17 protein-coding genes are annotated in these 19,704 nt (G+C 69.2%); 12 read left to right on the plus strand and 5 right to left on the minus strand.

The genetic code is table 11. From position 1 onward, the window contains the following. Nucleotides 1–2 precede the first annotated feature (2 nt). Entirely contained in the window at nucleotides 3–2,051 is a 2,049-nt protein-coding gene (locus tag ACZ432_RS14325; protein ID WP_426961763.1) for an AMP-binding protein, read from the minus strand. Nucleotides 2,052–2,281: 230 nt separating this feature from the next. Between ACZ432_RS14325 and ACZ432_RS14330 the strand changes: the two genes are divergently transcribed. The 7 genes from ACZ432_RS14330 to ACZ432_RS14360 all read left to right on the plus strand — a co-directional run bounded on the left by ACZ432_RS14330 (nucleotide 2,282) and on the right by ACZ432_RS14360 (nucleotide 11,656). Beyond that, the gene (locus tag ACZ432_RS14330; protein ID WP_426961762.1) at nucleotides 2,282–2,869 is read left to right on the plus strand and encodes a GNAT family N-acetyltransferase; all 588 of its coding nucleotides are present in this window, start codon (nucleotides 2,282–2,284) and stop codon (nucleotides 2,867–2,869) included. Nucleotides 2,870–3,172: 303 nt separating this feature from the next. Continuing rightward, a complete protein-coding gene (locus ACZ432_RS14335; protein ID WP_426961761.1) occupies nucleotides 3,173–3,952 on the plus strand; it encodes a helix-turn-helix transcriptional regulator in 780 nt (259 codons plus the stop codon). Between the two features lie 417 nt (nucleotides 3,953–4,369). Further along, nucleotides 4,370–6,640: a right-handed parallel beta-helix repeat-containing protein gene (locus ACZ432_RS14340; protein WP_426961760.1), complete on the plus strand. Its 2,271-nt coding sequence runs from the start codon at nucleotides 4,370–4,372 to the stop codon at nucleotides 6,638–6,640. 2 nt (nucleotides 6,641–6,642) lie between these two features. Continuing rightward, on the plus strand, nucleotides 6,643–8,244 hold the full coding sequence (locus tag ACZ432_RS14345; RefSeq protein ID WP_426961759.1) for a PGF-pre-PGF domain-containing protein: 1,602 nt from the start codon (nucleotides 6,643–6,645) through the stop codon (nucleotides 8,242–8,244). A 110-nt stretch (nucleotides 8,245–8,354) separates the two neighbouring features. Continuing rightward, the gene (gene cdd / locus ACZ432_RS14350) at nucleotides 8,355–8,783 is read left to right on the plus strand and encodes a cytidine deaminase (RefSeq protein ID WP_426961758.1); all 429 of its coding nucleotides are present in this window, start codon (nucleotides 8,355–8,357) and stop codon (nucleotides 8,781–8,783) included. Between the two features lie 89 nt (nucleotides 8,784–8,872). Then, nucleotides 8,873–9,694, plus strand: coding sequence for a nucleoside phosphorylase (locus ACZ432_RS14355; protein ID WP_426961757.1), 822 nt, complete (start codon nucleotides 8,873–8,875; stop codon nucleotides 9,692–9,694). A gap of 933 nt (nucleotides 9,695–10,627) precedes the next feature. Beyond that, a complete protein-coding gene (locus ACZ432_RS14360; RefSeq protein ID WP_426963890.1) occupies nucleotides 10,628–11,656 on the plus strand; it encodes a PhoU domain-containing protein in 1,029 nt (342 codons plus the stop codon). Nucleotides 11,657–11,673: 17 nt separating this feature from the next. Here the strand turns inward: ACZ432_RS14360 and ACZ432_RS14365 are convergent, their stop codons facing one another. The 3 genes from ACZ432_RS14365 to ACZ432_RS14375 all read right to left on the minus strand — a co-directional run bounded on the left by ACZ432_RS14365 (nucleotide 11,674) and on the right by ACZ432_RS14375 (nucleotide 14,578). After that, nucleotides 11,674–12,027: a DUF7528 family protein gene (locus ACZ432_RS14365; RefSeq protein WP_426963889.1), complete on the minus strand. Its 354-nt coding sequence runs from the start codon at nucleotides 12,025–12,027 to the stop codon at nucleotides 11,674–11,676. Nucleotides 12,028–12,331: 304 nt separating this feature from the next. After that, on the minus strand, nucleotides 12,332–13,279 hold the full coding sequence (locus tag ACZ432_RS14370) for a DUF7096 domain-containing protein (RefSeq protein ID WP_426963888.1): 948 nt from the start codon (nucleotides 13,277–13,279) through the stop codon (nucleotides 12,332–12,334). A gap of 111 nt (nucleotides 13,280–13,390) precedes the next feature. Then, a complete protein-coding gene (locus ACZ432_RS14375) occupies nucleotides 13,391–14,578 on the minus strand; it encodes an LEA/WHy family protein (protein WP_426963887.1) in 1,188 nt (395 codons plus the stop codon). A 192-nt stretch (nucleotides 14,579–14,770) separates the two neighbouring features. Here ACZ432_RS14375 and ACZ432_RS14380 point away from each other — a divergent pair, with 192 nt between their 5' ends. The 4 genes from ACZ432_RS14380 (at nucleotide 14,771) to ACZ432_RS14395 (ending at nucleotide 16,618) form a co-directional block, all read left to right on the plus strand. After that, nucleotides 14,771–14,953, plus strand: a complete 183-nt coding sequence (locus tag ACZ432_RS14380) for a DUF7525 family protein (RefSeq protein WP_426963886.1) — start codon at nucleotides 14,771–14,773, stop codon at nucleotides 14,951–14,953. Nucleotides 14,954–15,028: 75 nt separating this feature from the next. Further along, nucleotides 15,029–15,253 (plus strand): DUF7123 family protein, encoded by a 225-nt coding sequence (locus ACZ432_RS14385; RefSeq protein ID WP_058366816.1) that lies wholly within the window; start codon nucleotides 15,029–15,031, stop codon nucleotides 15,251–15,253. 76 nt (nucleotides 15,254–15,329) lie between these two features. After that, on the plus strand, nucleotides 15,330–15,809 hold the full coding sequence (locus ACZ432_RS14390) for an SRPBCC family protein (RefSeq protein ID WP_426963885.1): 480 nt from the start codon (nucleotides 15,330–15,332) through the stop codon (nucleotides 15,807–15,809). After that, a complete protein-coding gene (locus ACZ432_RS14395) occupies nucleotides 15,809–16,618 on the plus strand; it encodes a carbon-nitrogen family hydrolase (RefSeq protein WP_426963883.1) in 810 nt (269 codons plus the stop codon). The genes ACZ432_RS14390 and ACZ432_RS14395 overlap by 1 nt, the downstream gene beginning before the upstream one ends. A 732-nt stretch (nucleotides 16,619–17,350) precedes the next feature. On the opposite strand, the gene ACZ432_RS14400 is transcribed toward ACZ432_RS14395, so the two are convergent. Next, nucleotides 17,351–18,871 (minus strand): aldehyde dehydrogenase family protein, encoded by a 1,521-nt coding sequence (locus ACZ432_RS14400; RefSeq protein ID WP_426963882.1) that lies wholly within the window; start codon nucleotides 18,869–18,871, stop codon nucleotides 17,351–17,353. An 89-nt stretch (nucleotides 18,872–18,960) separates the two neighbouring features. On the opposite strand from ACZ432_RS14400, the gene ACZ432_RS14405 reads away from it, so the two are divergent. Then, a complete protein-coding gene (locus tag ACZ432_RS14405) occupies nucleotides 18,961–19,698 on the plus strand; it encodes a helix-turn-helix domain-containing protein (RefSeq protein WP_426963880.1) in 738 nt (245 codons plus the stop codon). Nucleotides 19,699–19,704 lie beyond the last annotated feature (6 nt).

Raw genomic sequence — 19,704 nt, forward strand, 5'->3', positions numbered from 1 at the left:
TCTTACGATGCGTCCTTCAGCGTCTCCAGCGCCTCGGGGTTCTCCATCGAGGAGAGGTCGCCGGGGTCCTCGCCCCGGTACGCCGCCTCGATGGCGCGGCGGATGATCTTCCCCGACTGCGTCTTGGGGAACTCGTCGACGAACAGCACCTCGCGCGGGCGGAAGGGCTTGCCGTGCTCCTCGCCGACGAGCGTCCGCAGCTCCTCCGCGAGGTCGTCGCTCGGCTCCGCGTCCGGCTCCAGCACGACGTAGGCGACGACCGCGGTGCCGGTGGTGTCGTCGGGGACGCCGACGGCCGCGGCCTGGTTGACCGCCTCGTGGTCGATCAGGACGCCCTCGATCTCCGCGGGACCGACCTTCCGGCCGGCGACGTTGAGCGCGTCGTCCGCGCGGCCGTGGAGGAACCAGAAGCCGTCCGCGTCCTTCTGTGCGAAGTCGCCGTGGTCCCACAGGTCGTCGAAGGTGGACCAGTACTCCTCGAGGTAGCGCTCGTCGCCCGACCAGAGGCTCTTGGTCATCGAGGGACAGGAGTCGCGCGCGACGAGGTAGCCCCGCTCGCCCGTCTCCCTGATCGAGGCCCCCGTCTCGTCGACGATGTCGATGTGCATCCCGAGTCCCGGCCCGCCGAGCGTGCAGGGTTTGAGCGGCCGGTCCGGCATCGGCATCAGGAAGCAGCCGAAGATCTCCGTCCCGCCGGAGATGTTGATTATCGGGCACTCGCCGCCGCCGACCGCGTCGTGGAACCACCGCCACGACTCGGGGTCCCACGGCTCGCCGGTCGATCCCAGGATTCGTAGCGAGGAGAGGTCGTGGTCCTCGACCCACTCGTCGCCGTGCTTCCGGAGCGCTCGGATCGCGGTCGGCGAGATGCCGAACGTGGTGATCCCGTGGCGGTCGATCATCTCCCAGAAGCGGTCCGGCTGCGGGTGGTCCGGCGCGCCCTCGTACATGACGACGGTGCCGCCGAAGGCGTGGTTGCCGATCAGCGTCCACGGCCCCATCATCCAGCCGATGTCCGAGACCCAGAAGAAGCGGTCGTGGGGCTTCTGGTCGAAGCCGAAGTGGATCTCCTTGGCCGGCTGGACGAGCGCGCCCGCGTGGGTGTGGACGATGCCCTTCGGCTTGCCCGTCGTCCCCGACGAGTAGAGCAGCAGCGACTCCTGGTCGGCGGGGAGCGACTTCGTCTCGTAGTCCGGGTCGGCGGTCCCGACCGCCTCCTCGTAGGTCCGGTCGCGGTCGGGGGTCCACGGGACGGGGTCGGTGCCGCCGTCCTCGCCCCCGCTGCCTCCGCTTTCGGCCCCTCCGGTCGCGGACGTGGCACCGAACCGGTCGTAGACGACCGTCTCCTCGACGTGGCCGGCCTGCTCGATGGCGGCGTCGGCGTCGGCCTTCAGTCGGACCTCGTTCCCGCGGCGGTAGAAGCCGTCCGCGGTGAACAGCACCGAGCATTCGCTGTCCGCGATGCGGGTCGCGGTCGCTTCCGTCCCGAAGCCCGAGAAGATGGGGACGGCGATCGCGCCGACCTTCAGACAGCCGTAGAGGATGGGGACGACCTCCGGGACCATCGGCATGTAGAGGCCGACCGTGTCGCCGACCTCGATCCCCGCGGACTCCAGGTAGTTGGCGACGCGGTCGGACTCGCGGGCGAGCTCGTGGAACGTGTACTCGCGGACGTCGCCGTCCTCGCCCTCCCAGATCAGCGCGACGCGGTTCCGGTTCGGGGAGTCGACCGCCGCGTGTCTGTCCACGACGTTGTGCGCGACGTTCAACTCGCCGCCGACGTACCACTCGGAGAACTGCGGCCCGGCCGAATCGTCGCGGACGGCGTCGTACGGTTCGTCGAACTCGAGGTCGAGGTAGTCGACGATCTCGTCCCAGAACCAGTCGACGCCCGACTCGGGTTCGCCCTCGATCCCCTCGGTCGTGCGGGCGATCAGCTCCTCGTAGTCGTCGATGCCGTACTCGTCCATGAACGCGCGGACGTTCGTCGCCGCCGCGAACTCGGGGTCCGGCTCGTGGACCACCTCGTCGATCGCCTCGTTGCCCTCCATGATTATCGGCAGTTCCGACCGCCCGGGTAAGTAACTTTCTCGAACCTGCCGGAACGATCCGGAGGATCCGTGGGACACCTTCGCGGCCGTGGTGCGGCCGCGGGAGAACCGCTTCGGACGGGCTTGGACTCCGAGGACCCGTTTCGGACGAGCGTGGACTCCGGGGAACTGCTTCGGACGAGCGTGGACTCCGGGGAACCGTTTTGAGTGTGGGCGTGGTACGACCTCTCATGTACGTCCGCGACGCCAAGAACCGGGACGAGGCGTGGCTGCTCGACCACATCGAGGCGATGGGGCTCGACGACGCCGCCTTCAGGTCGCGGGACTACGTCATCGCCGTCGACCAGGAGTCGAACGAGCGCGTCGGCTTCGGGCGGCTCCGGATCCACAAGACCGACCCCGAGCGGTGCGAGCTGACCGGGATCGGCGTGCTGGAGGGCTGGCGCGGACAGGGCGTGGGCGCGCACGTCATCGAGCGGCTGGTCGATACCGCCGAGATCGAGGGGTTCGACTCGGTGTACACGCTGACCGACGAGGCCGAGTACCTCGAGCAGTTCGGCTTCGAGCGCGTCCCGGAGGCGGACCTCCCCGAGCGCCTGCGCGAGCGCCTCTCGGAGAAGCGGGAGACGGTGAGCGAGGACGTGGTGGCGCTCGAACTCCCCGTCGAGGCGTTCTCGATGGCGGACCACCTCCGCGAGGCGTTCAAGCGGGCCAGCGAGGGGGCCGGCGAGGAGGCGGAGCCCGAACCGGAGGACGCCCCGGAGGACTTCGGCATCGACCCCGACGAGGCGACCTACAAGTACGACACCGGCGGGTGAGCGTCCCCGGAGCCCGGCGAGGCGGTCGCGCCGCGTCGACCCTGCACTGCCCGTCGCCCGTGCGCGGGCATCAGTCGCGGAAAGCACCCGTTACCGGACCGTGAGCGTCGCGTGACCACCTGCGCGCCGCGTCCTCGCTGGGACGCCGTACGGCGCATCCCGACGGACACCGACATCGTGCACACCCAGATCCGGCCGCCCTCACCAGTAACGACACCCTATCACGCCGTGCTCGCGTGAACGGTACCACACATTCATTACCCAGTCTACATGTAGTTCTCGCCGATCAGGAGGTTGGGTGGTGTGGAGCTACAGCGGAACGCCATCGAGGAGATCGAGTTTCTCGCGCGCTCCCCCGTTCGCGTGCGCGTCCTGTACGCGCTGCGAACGGACGGGCCGGTGAGCAAACGCGAACTGAAAGACGAACTGAACGGCGTCCGCACGACCGTGCAGCGCAACCTCAACGCCCTCGAGGAGCGGGGGTGGATCGAGTACACGACGGACGGGTACGAGATCACCAGCTGCGGACGCATCGTCGCGGACGTGCTGCTGGAACTCGTCGAGCGGACGTCGCTCGCGATCAAGCTCCGGCCGGTGATCCGGTGGATCGACATCGACGACGTGGACCTCGCGATCGAACACATCGAGAACGCCGACGTGATCCGCGCGGACGCCACGAACCCCTACGCGCCCGTGGACGAGCAGATCGACCTCCTCAGTCGGGCGACGTCCGTCCGCGTGATGTACCCGACGCTGAACCGCGGACTCCTGTCTCAGTGTCGCCGGCTCGGATCGGCGGACGGCAAGGATCTCGAGGTGATCGTCACCGCCGAGACCGTCGACCGGTTCCGCACGGACGACCGGTACGCGGAGCTGTTCGAGGCGATCCTCGAGGAGGCCGACGTCTTCGCGTACGACGGCGACCTCCCCTTCTACCTGGGCGTCACCGACGAGGCGGCACAGATCGGCTGTACCGACGCCGACAACGTCGTCCGCGTCCTGCTCGAACTCGGCAACGGGGACGCCTGCGAGTGGGCCCACGGGGAGTTCGAGAAGTACCGGCGGGCGTCCCGGGCGCTCTGAATCCGGCCGCTCCGACCCCAGCGGATCCGAATCCGGCCGCTCCGAACCCGATCGGGAGCCACTCCGAAGCGGGGTCCGAGGCCGGCGAGCGCCGGCTGCACACGACGGCCGACGACGCGTACCGCTCGCCTGCAGTCGCGGGTTTTCACGGTGCGTGAACGGTCGGGCTGCCAGCCCGAGCCACCGGTGTGAGCACGGTCCGCTCGCGTGCACGGGGCATGAAGCTCCGCGCGCGCCGAACGTGTGCGTCGTGTTCACACGCGCAGCCGCCGTGTTCGTGCAGCGTCGTCGTCGTCCCGTTAGCGTGCACTATCGCGCCGAGATCGGAGCAAGTGCACGACGTGCGCCGAATACGTTGATAGGAGAGTTGTCTAAACACTACAGATGGCTCCGAGCTGACACTCGGGGGTGGAGAGGATGTATACGAAACAAGACGACACGACGAACGCGGTCGGGGCGGTACTCCTGGCCGCGGTCATGGTCGTATCGATGGTCGCGATGGGTGGTGTCGCGGCCCAACCAGCATCGACACAATCAGTACAGCCGGCAGTCGACGACGGTCCGGAGCTCGCCTCACACGCGATCCCGGCAGCGGGTGATCTGGCCTCTGACGAGTTCCGCGTCGACGACGACTACGAGCCCGGCGAGGTCGCGGACAACGACCTCCTGTATCCGAACATCACCGCCGCGATGGACAACGCCGGTGACGGATACACGATCTACGTCGCGGAGGGCACCTACGACGAAAGCGTGACAGTCGACAAGCAGGTCGACCTCATCGGTGCGGGCCCCGACGCAGTCGAGGTTACGGGCAACTCGGTCGTGCTCACGATCACGGCCGACTCGACGACCGTCCACGGCTTCACGCTCGTCGGTGACGACGGCGACAACGTCGTCGAGGTGCTCGCCACCTCGCCCTCGCACGACGTGAAGAACCTCGAGTTCACCGATAACCGCGTGATCGTCGGCGACGACGCGAAGGGGCTGTACCAGGAACCGATGGAGCAGGACACCCCGTCGCACACCGAGACCCTCATTCAGGGGAACGAGTTCACGGTCCGGGACCCGGACACGTCGCCCTCTAACCCGGCGACCGCGGTGAACTTCGTCCACATCGACGCGACGACGGAGGCCATCCCGCACCACGTCACCATCGACGACAACCGGTTCTACACGCCCACGCACAAGGGTGAGCACGTCGGACAGATGCGGAAGTCCGTCGTGCTCCAGGCGAACCACAGCCAGGTCACGAACAACCGGCTCGACGCCCGGGCGAACCCCGACACCTTCGAGAGCGCGCAGATCTGGGTCGGAAGCCAGGGCGAAGGCGTCGTCACCGAGGGCAACCTCGTCGACGGGAACCACGTCGAAGCGAACTGGGCCTGGTACGGGATCGTCGCCAACTACGACGGCGGCACCGACCTGACCGTGTCGAACAACATGGTCACGGAGTCGCAGGAGGCCGGCGTCATCGTCGCCCGCTACGACGGGGCGGTGATCGAGGGCAACAACGTTCACTCGAACCACGGGCCCGGGATCTGGGTCTTCGCGAGCGAGAACGTCGAGGTGCTGTCCAACAACGTGGACAGCAACCAGCGGATCGGCGTCTACATGAATCAGGTCGAGGAGGCCCTGATCCACGAGAACGTCATCACGAACACGATGGGCTCGAACGGCCTGCTGCTCGATCAGGTGTGGAACGTCCAGGCCACGTACAACACGCTCCAGAACAACGGCGTCGGAGCGAACGTGACGGGTAGCGACACCGCGAACGTCGAACTGCGGAAGAACGAGTTCATCGACAACGCGGAGGTCGGCGTCCACGTCCACGACTTCGACGAGAGCGTGCCCGAGGACGCCCGCCCGGTCGTCAACTACAACGACTTCTCCGCGCAGGACCACGACGTCGAGAACGACGTCGAGGTCCCGATCGACGCCCGCCTGAACTGGTTCGGCGTCCACGATCACACGATCGCGGACGAGGCCAGCGTCGAGGGCATGGTCATCTACGACCCCTTCCTGACGGAGGCGCCGTGGGACATCGAACAGGAGAAGCACAAGACCGAGGCGTTCGCGCACGACTTCACGGTCCAGGAGAGCACCGGCCCGGTTCACGCGGTCGGCTTCCCCGGCCCGGTCGACCGGACCGTCGGTGAGGTCTTCGCGGACCTGCCCAACAGCAGCGGGCTGTACATGTACGACGCGGACGCCGGTCAGTGGGTCACCCCGAACTCGGGCGACTCCATCGACCCGCTCGACGCGTTCGTGATCACCGACCTTCCGGAGGGCGAGACCGTGACGCTCGTCGCGGGTTACGAGGGTGACGGCGCGGCCGCCCCGCAGAACGCGGACCTCGCGGAAGGCTGGAACCTGGTCGGTGCGCCCAAGAAGGGCCACTCCGAGGACACCATCGTCGACCGGTCCTCCGCGACCATGACGGTGGTGCAGCACAGCTACCAACAGCCCGCCAGTCAGCCGACGTTCCTCGACGGCACCAGTGCTCGCGGCGACGAGAAGAACTGGGACCACACGGTCGGCACGGGCGACGACAAGTGCGTCAGCCCGTACGCCGGCTACTGGGCCTTCGTGGACGACAGCGACACCGGGTCGCTGCCGGCGGCACTGACGGCCGGCACCACCTACCAGGGCGAGATCGACCAGCTCGAAACCGACGAGAAGTGTAAGTAACGATGACTGCGACACGTCGCATCGCGCTCGTAATCGCCCTCGTGGTCGCGGGAGCGGCCGGTGCGGGCCTCGCGGCCGCGGACCAGCCGCAGCCGCCCGCGGCCTACTACGGGTCGGTGACCGTCGGGGGCGAACAGGCACCCACCGGCGTGACGATACAGGCGCTCGTCGACGGCGAGGTCGTCGGCGACATCACCGTCTCGGAAGAGGGTTCCTACGGGGGTCCCGACCCCTTCGACGACCGGCTCGTCGTCGACTGCGACTGTAGCGGCGACACGGTCGAGTTCCGCCTCGAGGAGACGGGAGAAGTGGCCGACACGACCGTCGACTGGGAGTCCGGTGACGTCCGCCAGGTCGACCTCTCGTTCCCCGACAGCACCGTCGATGACGGGGGAGACGGAAGCGATGACGGGAACGGAAGCGACGACGGAGACGGAGCTGACGACGGGACCGGAAGCAATGACGGAGACGGAAGCGATGATGGAGACGGAACTGACGACGGAGACGGAACTGATGACGGGACCGGAAGCGACGACGGAGACGGAACTGACGGGACGAACGACGACGGGAACGGGAGCGACGAGACGGACGCCGACGCCGGCGACGACCAGAACGACGCCGGCACCAGCGGTGGTACCGGCGGCGGTGGCGGCGGTGGCGGCGCATCCACGGCCGACGAAGTCTCCGTCTCCGTCACCGACCTCGACCGCGGGGCGACCGCGGCGATCGAGGACCCGCCGACCGACGACAAGGCCGAGGTCGACCTCGGGGACGCGGTCGCCAGCGAGGGGATCTCCATCCGGGGGCTCCTGCTCGACCACCGCATCACGCCGGAGGAGTACCGCGTCGAGGTCGATAACCCGCAGAGTGAGGCGCCGTCCGACGCCGACGAACTCGACGGTGCCGACGCGATGGGCTACTTCCGTGCCGAGGCGATCGGCACCGAGGAAGTCGACGAGGTGACGTTCACGTTCACCGTCAACGAGAGCGGACTTCCCGACGGGACCGACCCCGGTGCGGTGACGATGTTCCGCTACGCCGACGGCGAGTGGCAGGCGCTCGAGACCGAGCACGTTGCCTCCGACGGCGGGGTGAGCACCTACGAGGCGCGCTCGCCCGGCTTCTCGTACTTCGCGGTCGGCGCGGGGCGTGCCGACCTCTCGGTCACCGACGCCTCGCTGGCGGACGCCGAGGTCGCGACCGGCGACTCGGTGACCGTCGAGGTGACCGTCGAGAACGACGGCGCCGCCGAGGGGACGAAGACCGTCGAGCTCCGGTTCGACGGCGAGACAGTCACCACGTCGGACGTCACGGTCGCCCCCGGCGACTCCGAGACGGTCGACCTGGTCGTCCCCGCCGAGGAGGCCGGCGAGTACGCCCTCACGGTCGACGGCGTCGACGCCGGGACGCTCCTCGTGGAAGACGGGAGCGACGACTCGACGACCGAGACCGGCGACGGCGACCAGACCGGAGACGGAGCGGCCACCGAGACGGACGTGCCCGTCGAGGAGGAGTTCGGCGTCAGCGTCCCCGGATTCACCCCGGTGTCGGCGCTGATCGCGCTGGCCGTCGCCGGACTGCTCGCGCTTCGGCGACCGGTCTGAACCGCCGCGCTCTTTTTTCTTCCCGCGAGTGAGCCATCCGGACACCGACCGCGGGGTCTCGACGGCCGCCTCTCGCCGCACTTATCGGCGTCGGCCGCGACGCCCGGGTTATGGAGACGGACCCACTGGTCGAGACCGCTCGCGAGGCGCTCGCGGACGCGTACGTTCCCTACTCCGAGTACCGCGTCGGCGCCGCGCTGCGGACCGCGGACGGCACCGTCTACACGGGCTGTAACCTCGAGAACGCCAACTATTCCAACAGCCTCCACGCCGAGGAGGTCGCCATCGCGGAGGCGGTCAAGAACGGGCACGAGTCCTTCGAGCGCATCGCGGTCTCCTCCGGGGTCCGCGACGGCGTCACCCCCTGCGGGATGTGCCGACAGACGCTCGCGGAGTTCGCGGACGACGACCTCGTCGTCGTCTGTGACGAGGGCGGCGGGGAGACCAGCGAGTACACCCTCGGCGAGTTGCTCCCCAACACGATCAGCGAGCAGACGCTGGCGGACGCCGACCCCGGCACCGGAACGAACGCGGAGTAGCGACGTCGAGCACCGGCCCGGAACGGGCCGGGCGGGCGCTCGCTCCGAACCGACGCCATATTTAACCGACCACCTCGAAGCCCGAGGACATGACCGACGACAGCGAGGACCCCAACGACGAGGTCCAGTACCACCTCGAGGTGAGCGCGGACGACGTGGCGGACGCCGTGCTGCTGCCGGGCAACCCCGAGCGCGTCGACAAGATCACGGCGCTGTGGGACGACCACGAGGAGCGCGCACGGCACCGCGAGTACCGCACCGCGACCGGCACCTACGACGGCGCGCCGATCTCGGTCACCTCGACCGGCATCGGATCGCCCTCCGCGGCCATCGCGATCGAGGAACTGGCTCGCGTCGGCGTGGAGACGTTCATCCGCGTCGGCTCCTGCGGCGCCATCCAGCCGGAGATGGACGTGGGCGACCTCGTCATCACTCGCGGCGCGGTCCGGCAGGAGGGAACCAGCGACGAGTACGTCCGCGAGGACTACCCCGCGGTCGCCGACGAGGAGGTGGTCGCGGCGCTGGTCGCGGCCGCCGAGCGCCTCGGCTACGACTACCACGTCGGGCTGACGATGAGCGCGGACTCCTTCTACGCCGGGCAGGGTCGCCCCGGGTTCGAGGGGTTCGAGGCCGCCGGCTCCGACGAACTCGTCGCGGAGCTGCGGAACGCGAACGTGAAGAACATCGAGATGGAGGCCAGCGCCATTCTCACCATCGCGAACGTCTACGGCCTGCGCGCCGGCGCGGTCTGCTCCGTCTACGCAAACCGGATCACCGGCGAGTTCCGCACCGAGGGCGAGTCCCGCGCCGCCGAGACGGCCAGCCTCGCGGTGAAACTGCTCGCGCGCATGGACGAGGTGAAGGCCGAGGCCGGCGCCGACCGCTGGCACGCCGGCCTGAGTCTTGAGTAGCACGGCGTGCGAGAAGAACGCGAGCGATACTTAGTGGAGTACGGTGGCGGTTCTGTTTTTCTGTCGGATTGTGCTTCTGTAACTGCTGTTGAGCCTGCTGCTCCAGACAGCAACGTCTAGAAAGCCCCAGCCGGCTCGACCGTGCCGGGTTCCGGCAGACGGTCCGGGCTGCCTGCAGTAGCGGGCTGCCGGGCTGCGACTGCCGTCGTCCCACTCGGCAAGCTCGCGGGACCCTCGCTGCGCTCCTCGCTCTCCGCTTGGCGAGACAAACCGCGTCTCGCGAGCCTCCAGCGTGCAGTAGCGCGCCGAAAATCGGAGATTTTCGAGCCGCCGTTCGCTCCGCACCGCGCTCACGGCGACGCTGGAGACACCGCCCGCTGCGGTGCTTGTCTGGCAAGACGGTCCGGGCGTTCCGTTGCGTCTCTCGGCACAGCCCGACGGACGGGTCCGGGCTGCGACTTGCTGACTCTCGCTCGGCAGGCTCGCGAGAGCGTCGTTCGGGCGGGATCGAGCCGGCTGCCCCTTTCAGCCCCACCCCGCACAGCCCCGCCCCGCGACCGCACCGCAGGCCTCGCACCTCCCCAACCTCGGCGGCGGCGCGGCCGCGAACCGCACAGCAGGCGGCCGCGCCGCCGCCTCCCTCGCGCGGTCGCGGCGACGCGCGTCGCGGTCGCCGCGGCGCGCGCCGACAGCACAGCACCGCAACCGCACCGCTCCGCGACCGCACAGCACCGCACCGCCGCGAATTTCAGAAAAACAAAACTTCTGAATCGGTCTGTAACACTCAGTATCGGCATCTACCGCGGGGGTAATGGATGCAGGGCGACGGGACGGATACTCCCTCGAGAACGCCGGTCAAGAACCTTGTACATTGATCGAATATATAATGCACATAGGGATAGGGTTAAGGTCAACAGCGCGCTATCCCCTGCCATGGAAACCCGTAAGGTCCAGCGGCTGGGTCCCTCGACGCTGGCGATGACGCTGCCGGCGGAGTGGGCCAAGGAACACGGCGTCGACAAGGGCGACGAGGTCTCGCTTCGGATGGGCGGCAAGGGGACGCTCACCGTCCTCTCCGAGTCGGCCAGCACCGAGGAGTCGGAGGCGGTCATCCACGCGGACAACCTCGACGCGAGCGCGCTCGAACGCGCCATCGTGGCGCAGTACGTCCTCGGGCGGCGCATCATCCACGTCGAGAGCGACGGGCCGCTCGCGAGCGACCACATCAACGCCGTCTACAAGGCCGAGACGCAGTTGATGGGCCTCGGCGTCATCGAGGAGACGCCGGAGAGCATCGCTATCCGGTGCTCTGTCGACCCGGAGGACTTCACCCTCGACAACCTGATGGAGCGGCTGGAGAACACCGGCTCCACGATGCGCGGCGAGGCCGTGAAGGCGCTCGCACACGGGAACACCGACCTCGCGCAGCGCGCGCTCAACCGCGAGCGGCAGGCGAACAAGATCTTCGTCCTCATGCTCCGGCTGATCTTCACCGCCTACCAGAACCCCAACCTCGCGCGCGCCGTGGGGCTGGAGGAGGGCTTCCCCCTGATCGGCTACCGGTCGGTCGCGAAGAACCTCGAGCTCACGGCCGACAACGCCGAGGACATCGCCGAGATCGTCATGGAGACCGAGGGCCACACCCTCGACATCGACCAGGCGACGATGCGGCGCATCCGCGAGTTCACCGACCAGGTCGACGAGCTGACCGAGATGGCCGTGCGCGCGGTCGTCGAGCGTGACTACGACATCACCGTCGAGTGCCGCGTGCTGTTCAACGAGCTCAGCACCAACGAGACGGAGATCCTCGACGACCTGCCCGAGATGGACAACGAGGACCTCCTGCGCGTCCGCGAGGTGCTCGTGAGCCTCCAGCACACCGCCGAATACGCCATGCGGAACGCGGAGATCGCCGCGAACCTCGCGCTCAACGAGGAGTCCGAGCACGTCGAGATCACGTAGTCGTCGAGCCGTCGCGACTACGGCCCGCCGTCCTCCGTTTTCTTCGCGCGTAACGGGCTCCGCGAGACGACCTCGCAGTCGAACGCCGGATGCTCGGCGACGTGGCGCACCACCATGTGGCGCCGCGATCCGGTGATTCCGGCCCGACTCACCTCCTCCGCGGAGAACTCCGCGGGCAGGCGGTCGTAGAGCCGTCGCAGGGCCGCGAAGTCCGCGAACACCTTCTCGTTTCCCGCCGAGTCGGCACCGCGGCGAGCGACCACGTAGCGCCCGTCCTCACGGTGACGCCCGACCGTCCTGAAGAACTCGCGGCGGGCTGTGAGGGCGTCCCCGAGCGCGTCGCGCAGGGCGGCGGCGTCCGCCCTGCGCAACTCGTGTTCCCCGTCGGGAAGCCGGACCGCGACCGTGCGCCCGTCCGCCGCGAGCGAGGCGTCGACAGCGGCCCGGTCGGCCTGTCGGTCGTCCGCAGAAAGTGCGCGTTCGCCCTCTACGGCGCCGCCGGCCGCGTCGGCAGTCCCGTCGCCGGGATCGCCGCCGGCCGCGTCGGAATCGGTCTCACCGTCCGAGAACTCGATCAGGAGCGTGGGTACTCCGGTGCATGCGAGGGGGTTCGCTCGGGTACCTCAAAACCCTACCGGCGCGGGAGGTCGGGGGCCACGGCGGAAACCGGCCGCGTCACCGGGACTCGGTGTCGGCGCCGTCGTCAGTCGGTTCGGTGTCCGCCGTCGTGGTCTCTCCGTCGTCCGAGGTGCCGTCCGCCGACCCGTCGTCAGTCGACCCGTCGTCAGTCGACCCGTCCTCCGTCGAGTCGTCAGACCCGTCCGTCCCCGAGCGGTCCGACTCCTCGGAGGTGCCGTTCGCGGCTCCGTCGTCGCCCGCTCCGTCCGCCGTTCCGGCGCCGCCGGAGGTGGAACCGTTCCGCGCCTCGTTGCCCGGCCGGTCGTCGCCGCCGCCCGCTTCCCCGGGCGCTCCGGGGGTGCCGGCGGGCCCGCGGTCGGCGGGCCCGCGGTCGGCGGGCGGCGAGCCGGGCGATCCGCCGGCGTTCGCGCCGGCGATCCCCCGGGCGATCTCGGCCACTTCGCCGCCGCGCAGGTCGCGGGCCTCGGATCGGAGCGTCTCGATCCGCTCCGCGTCGACGCCGTTGGCGGCGAGCGTCTCGTTCGGGAGCCCGTCGGCGACCGCCGCGCTCCGGTTCGCCACCCGTTCGGCCGTCGATAGCTCCGCCGCGAGGCGGGCCGTCCGGACGCGGTACTCGCCCTCGCTCATCGTGCCGTTCTCGTGGCGCTCGCGCAGCTCGTTCCGTCGCTCGCGCAGCTCCGCGAGGCGCTCGGCGGTCCCGTTGACCGCGCCGGCGACGACCGCGGCTCGTGCGTCGTCGTCGGGCGCCTCGGCGACGCGCCGGTCGAACGCGCGAACGTCGAGTTCGCCCTCGAGTTCCGCCTCGGAGACGCTCACGCTGCCGCCGAACTGTTCGCCCGGCGCGACGCCGTCGCTCTCATTCCCGGCTCCGTCGGTCTCGGTACCCTCCGCCTGCCCGACCGCGTTCCCCGCGAGCGCGGCGACCGGGCCCGCGCCCGCGAGGACTGCGACCGCCAGCAGGACGGCGAGGATGCTTCGCTTCATGACTGGAGGAAGGCGGCTCGTCGCCTTATACGGTCAGGTCCCTGAGCCCGGATTAAGCCGAGTTAAACCGGGTGACTGCGGGGCGATCCTCGACCGGGCGCGGCCGGCCGGCTACGCACCGGCGGCCGCCGCGTCGGACGCGTCGAGGTCGTCGAGGAGGCCGCCGCCGTCATCCGTCTCGGTCTCCGTGGTGCCGCTCTCGGTCTCCGTCGCGGTCTCCGTCGGCGTGGCCGTCTCCGTCGCCGCGTCGCCCTCCGTCTCGGTCGTTCCGTCGTCCGTCGGCTCCTCGGTCGTGCTCCCGTCGTCGCTCGTCCCGTCGTCGGTCCCGCCGCCAGTCCCGTCACCACCGCCCTCGCCGAAGATGTCCGTCTCGATGGTCTGCTCCATGGTGTCCAGCGGGACCTCGGTCGTGCCGGCGCCCACGTCGGAGAGGTCGACGCGGAGGTAGAAGTCGGCGGTCAGCGTGGTCACCTGGTCGTTCTGTAGGTGGCTCACCCACCACTCGTCGAGGTTCTCGTTGGTCAACTCGAAGGTCACCTCGAGCGTCTCCGTCCCGCCCGGCGGGATGACCACGGAGTCGTTCGTCTCGCCGCCGCCCATCGAGACGTTGTTCATCGCCACGTCGTAGCCGACGTTGCTGATCGCCACGGGGTACTCCCGCGGGTTGTACACGTCGAACGCCATCCGAACCTCCGTCGTCTCTTCGGAGACGCTTCCCCACTCGCCGCGCGTCTCGCGGACGATGAGCACCGGGTCCTCGACGCCGGTCGTGTCGGCGTTCACCTCGCGCTCCTCGTCGGAGTTGAACGCCGAAATGAGGCTGGTGTTTATCGACCGCTCGACCGCGGGCGCCTCGAACGACCGGTTGAGAAGCGAGGAGTGGACGTCCGCGTTCACCGACAGCGTCGTGTGCTCGTCGTTCCGGAGGTGGCTCACCCACCACGCCGGGATCTTCTCGTTGGACATCTCCGTCGTGAACGCGACCGTGGAGTTGCCCGATTCGAGGGGGACGCCCTCGCGGACGCCCTGCGCCATCGAGACGTCGTTCAACAGCACCTCGTAGTCGATCGTCAGCCCGCCGAGGCGCACCCCGAGCGGGTTCGGGTTGTTCACCGTCAGGTTCGTCTCGATCACCGTCGTCTCCTCGGTCACGTCGCCGAAGCCGTTGTCGACGCCGACGACGCTCGGCGCGCCGATGACGCCGACCGCGAACGCGCCGCCGAGCGTCACGCCGACGCCGAGCAGGGCGAGTATCGCCAGCTTCCCCGTTCCCAGACTCGTGATGCCGCCGAGTGCCATACCGGTCGGACACGGGCGAGACATAAAACGCCATCCCGTCCTCTTGATGGCGTGATACGTCGGAACGGGGGACAGCCCAGACCGATCGCGGAGGGTCGCCGTCGCGCATGCCGGACTCGGTCGGCGCGCGGAGCGGCCGCCGCAGTCCTCCGGGGTCGAATGAACTAAGTACGGCCCCGGGAAGGTTCGGGTATGAGCGAGGGATCCATCGAGTCCGACAAGGGGCTCGGCATCGGGCTGGCGTTCGCGGCGATCACGCTCGTGGGCGCGGTCGCGATGTTCGGCGCACCGACACAGATCGGCACCGCGTGGGGCTTCGGCGGCGCGATGGTCGCGGCCGTCGTCTCCGTCGCGGCGTTCCAGGCGTTCGACTAACAGACCGGGCGCGGTTTCGCTCGGTCAATGGATCGACCGGAAGCCGTAAGGCTGGACCGTCCTTATCTCCCGCCAATGACCGACTACACGGAAGAGGAACGGCGCATCCTCGCGTACCTCCGGGACAGCGCCGCCCGTGGCGAGCGGTACGTCCGCTCGAAGACCATCGCGAACGCCATCGGCCTGACGGCGAAACAGGTCGGCGTCCGCCTCCCCAACCTCGCCGAGAAGACCGACGAGGTCGAGATCGAGAAGTGGGGCCGCGCCAAGTCGACCACCTGGCGCGTCACGCAGGGCTGACCGACGGCGTCTCGGCAAACCGACCACGGCCGCCGGGAACCCGCCCTTTTTGAGACCCCCCGGCGTATCTCGCGCCATGACCGTCCGTGTCTCGCGGACCTTCGAGTTCGACGCCGATCCCGCCGACGTCTGGGCGTTCATCAGCGACCCCGGCAAGCGGGCCAGCGCGATAAGCGTCGTCGACTCCTACGAGGTCCACGACGAGCGCAACGCGACGTGGCAGGTCTCGCTGCCGATCCCGTTTCTCGACTCCACGGTCCCGGTCGAGACGACCGAAATCGAACGCGAACCGCCCCACCGGGTGAAGTTCGTCGGCAAGTCCCGCGCGCTCCGAGTCACCGGCGAACACACCATCGAGGAGACCGCCGACGGCGGCTGTCGCCTCACGAACGAGTTCGTCGTCGAGGGAGAGATCCCGGGCGTCGAGAAGTTCTTCAAGCGCAACTTCGAGAAGGAACTGGACAACCTCGAGGCGGCGCTTCACGCCGACGCGCGGATCGAGGACGCGGAGGCCGAGTCGGAAGCGCGCGGGAGCGGGGGAGCGGGGGGCGACTGATGCGACTCGCCTGCGTCCAGCTGTCCGTCGAGGGCGGCGACGTGCAGGGCAACCTCGACCGCGCGCTGACGGCGATCGACGACGCCGCCGAACGCGGCGCGGACCTGGTCGCGCTGCCGGAGCTGTTCGACGTGGGGTACTTCGCGTTCGACTCGTACGCCCGCGCCGCCGAGAGCCTCGACGGCCCGAAGCTCGCGCGGTTCGCGGAGCGGGCGGCCGAACACGACGTGGCTCTCCTCGCGGGGACCGTCGTCGAGGACCTCGAGGCCTCAGCCGCCGACGGGATCGAGGTGCCGGCAGACGCCGGGCTCGCGAACACCGCGGTGCTGTTCGACGCCGACGGCGAGCGCCGCCTCGTCTACCGGAAGCACCACCTGTTCGGCTACGACTCCGCCGAGACGGACCTGCTGGTCCCCGGCGAGCGCGTCGAAACCGCGGAGGTCGCCGGGCTCCGGGTCGGCGTGAGCACCTGCTACGACCTGCGGTTCCCGGCGCTCTACCGCGAATTCGTCGATCAGGGCGTCGACCTCGTGCTGGTCCCGAGCGCGTGGCCCTACCCCCGGGTCGAACACTGGCGCACGCTGCCGCGGGCCCGCGCCATCGAGAACCTCGCGTACGTCGCCGCCATCAACGGGAGCGGAAGCTTCGACGACGCGGAGTTGCTCGGCCGGACGACGGTGTACGACCCCTGGGGGACGACCCTCGCGTCCGCCGCCGACGACCCGCGGACGGTGTTCGCCGAGGTCGACCCCGGCCGCGTCGCCGCGGTCCGCGAGGAGTTCCCAGCGCTGCGCGACCGCCGGCTCTGAGCGACGGCTCCGAACGCGGCCATCCCGCCCCGATTGCGTACATTTATCCGAGAGAACGGCGTACGGTTCGATGCCGAGCTTTCGACGCTTTTCTCGTCGGAAGGTCGGTACAACTCGATCCACGCCCGTCCCGACGCCCGGGACGACGCCGCCCGCGTCGCGCAATGGGGGTCCGCCGCGACGCGCCCGACCGCTGGCGTCGTCCCTCGCTCCGCCTCTCGTCGTTTCTCGTCCCGTAGCGCCTCGCTCCGCGTCGCGTTTCCCCGCCTCCCGCCTCGATAGCGGGGGGAGCCACGGTGCGAGTTTTCAGAACCGATAATCCGAGCCGGTCATTTATCAGGGGGCCGCCGCCAGATCGAGTCGTCGCGAGCGCGTCCGCCGGCCCCCCTCGAGGGGTGACCGGTACCCACCCACGCCGCTCGCGCACCGGGAATGGGGCTCAGCCACCCACACCCACACCACCCGAGCCCCGCCCCGTTTTCTGGCCGTTCCGAAGGCACTCGTCGCCGCTCCGAGGAGCGCGGCCGTGACCCGACGTACCCCCCTGGCGAGCGCGGCGGACGGGCGACCGGCTTCGCGACCGGATTCAGAAACCCGTCGGTCCGCAGTCGGGGTCAAAAGTCCGTTCGCAACCGGTTCAGAAACGCGTCCGTCCGCAACCGGGTTCAAAAAACGGCCGGGCGGGCAGTCCGCCGTGATCCGCCGCTCTTCCGACCGCGAGGCGCGACCGCCTCAGTCGTCCTTCGTCTTGATGTCCGCGGAGAGGCCCTGCGCCATCTCGATGTCCTTCGAGTTGTTGAGGGTCCACGCGGTGCGGTCGGTGACGGCCTCGATGGCCTCCCGGGCGGAGGGGTAGCCGTTGCCCGACTTCTTCACGCCGCCGAACGGGAGCTGGACCTCGGCCCCGATGCAGGGGAGGTTGCCGTACGCCAGCCCGAGTTCGGCGTGGTCGCGGTAGTAGTTGATCTGCCGGTAGTCCTCGGAGATGATGGCGCCCGCGAGCCCGTAGTCGGTGTCGTTCTGGATCGCAACGGCCTCCTCGATGTCGCCGTCGTACTCGAGGAGGGCGACGTGGGGGCCGAACACCTCCTCGTGGGTGCAGCGCAGGTCCGCGTGCGCGTCCGCCTCGTAGACGAACGGCCCGACCCAGTTGCCGTCCTCGTGGCCGTCCGGGATCTCCGAGTCGTCGAGCTCCTCGCGGTCGACAAGCACGTTCACGTCCTCGTCGCGGGCGAGCTGGTTGTACTGCTTGACCTTCTCGACGTGCTCCTCCTCGATGAGCGGGCCCATGAACGTGTTCTCGTCGAGCGGGTCGTCGACCGCCACGTTCGCGGCGACCTCCACGAACCGCTCCTTGAACTCGTCGTAGACGTCCGTGTGGACGATGAGGCGCTCGGAGGAGACGCAGCGCTGCCCCGTGGTCTTGAAGCTCGACATCACGGCGGAGTGGACCGCCACGTCGAGGTCCGCCTCGTCGGTGACGACGATGGCGTTCTTGCCGCCCATCTCGCAGGCGACGCGCTTGCCGGCGACGCCGCCGAGCTTGTCCTGGATCTTGTGGCCGACCTCCGCGGAGCCGGTGAACAGCACCGTTCCCACGTCGTCGGACTCCACGATCGCGTTGCCGGCGTCGCCGAAGCCCTGCACCATGTTGAAGACGCCGTCCGGGATGCCCGCGTCCGCGAACATCTCCGCGATGATCTGGGCGCACCACGGCGTCTGCTCGGCGGGCTTGAACACCACGGTGTTCCCCTCGACCAGCGCGATGGCCATGTGCCAGTAGGGGATGGCGACCGGGAAGTTCCACGGCGTGATACAGCCCACGACGCCCCGCGGCTTCCGTCGCATGTAGGCGTCCTTCGAGGGGATCTCCGAGGGGACGATGTCGCCCTTCGGGTGTCGGGCGTCGCCTGCGGCCCACTCGACCATGTGCGCGGCCTCGACCACGTCGGCTTTCCCCTCGCTGATCTCCTTGCCGCACTCCTTGGTGACGATCTCGCCGAGCTCGTCGGTGCGCTCGCGGAGCTCGTGGTACACGTCCCAGAGGTACTCCGCGCGCTGGATCCGGGAGAGCTCGCGCCACTCCTCGAAGGCCTCGTCGGCCGCCGCGGTCGCGCGCTCGACGTCCGCGGGCGTCCCGCGCTGGAACTCGCCGAGCGTCTCCCCCGTCGCCGGGTTCTCGCTCGTGAACGTCTCGTCGCCCTCGCCCGAAACCCATTCGCCGTCGATGTAGTGCTCGAATACGTCCGGCATGGATCGATCTGTGTCGCCCGACCAGTTAACGATCCCTCCCGACCATGGGAGGGTAGGTTCTTGTTGTCGAAGCTCGTAGACGGATCCGCATGTCGACCTTCGAGACGGGTGGGGCCGAGGCGGCGTCGGGAACGCGCCTGACGCTCGACCTCTGGCACCCCAACTGCTGGGCGATCGAAGCGACCGAGCGAACGAGCGGGGGCGTGCTGGCTCACGCGATCTACAACTCCCCGAAGACCGACGCGGACGCGCCGCAGTCGGTCAACGGCCTGTTCACCGCCTTCGGCGACTCACAGGAGGAGGTCGAGGAGCTGCTCGACGCGATCCGCGCCTCGGACCGAGCCGGCGACCTGCTCGAGTTACAGGAACGGTTCGGCCGCGCGCGAAACGCACCGGGCAACGTCGTCCGCGAGTTCTTCCTGGAGTACGACCCCGCGGACATGATGTGTCCGACGCTGCTGGAACACGGGTTCGTTCACAGCGCCCCCGTCCGGATCGAGGGCGGGAGCGAGGAGTGGCAGGTGTGTTACGTCGGCGAGCGCGCCGAGATCCGCGACTCGCTCGACGCCGTCCGCGAAGCGTCCGGCGCGGAGGTGACCGTCGAGTCGGTCTCCGCGAGCGGCAGCGCCGGGACCACCGCCCGCGAGCAGCGCCTCGACACGCTCACGCCGACCCAGCGTGACGTGTACGAGCACGCGCGCGAGGAGGGGTACTACGAGTGGCCGCGGGGCGCCTCGACCCGGGAGCTGGCCGACGACCTGGACGTCTCCAAGACCACCCTGCTGGAACACCTCCGAAAGGCCGAGTCGAAGCTGCTCGACCCCTGAGGCCGG

The sequence above is a fragment of the Haloparvum alkalitolerans genome (assembly GCF_055381565.1).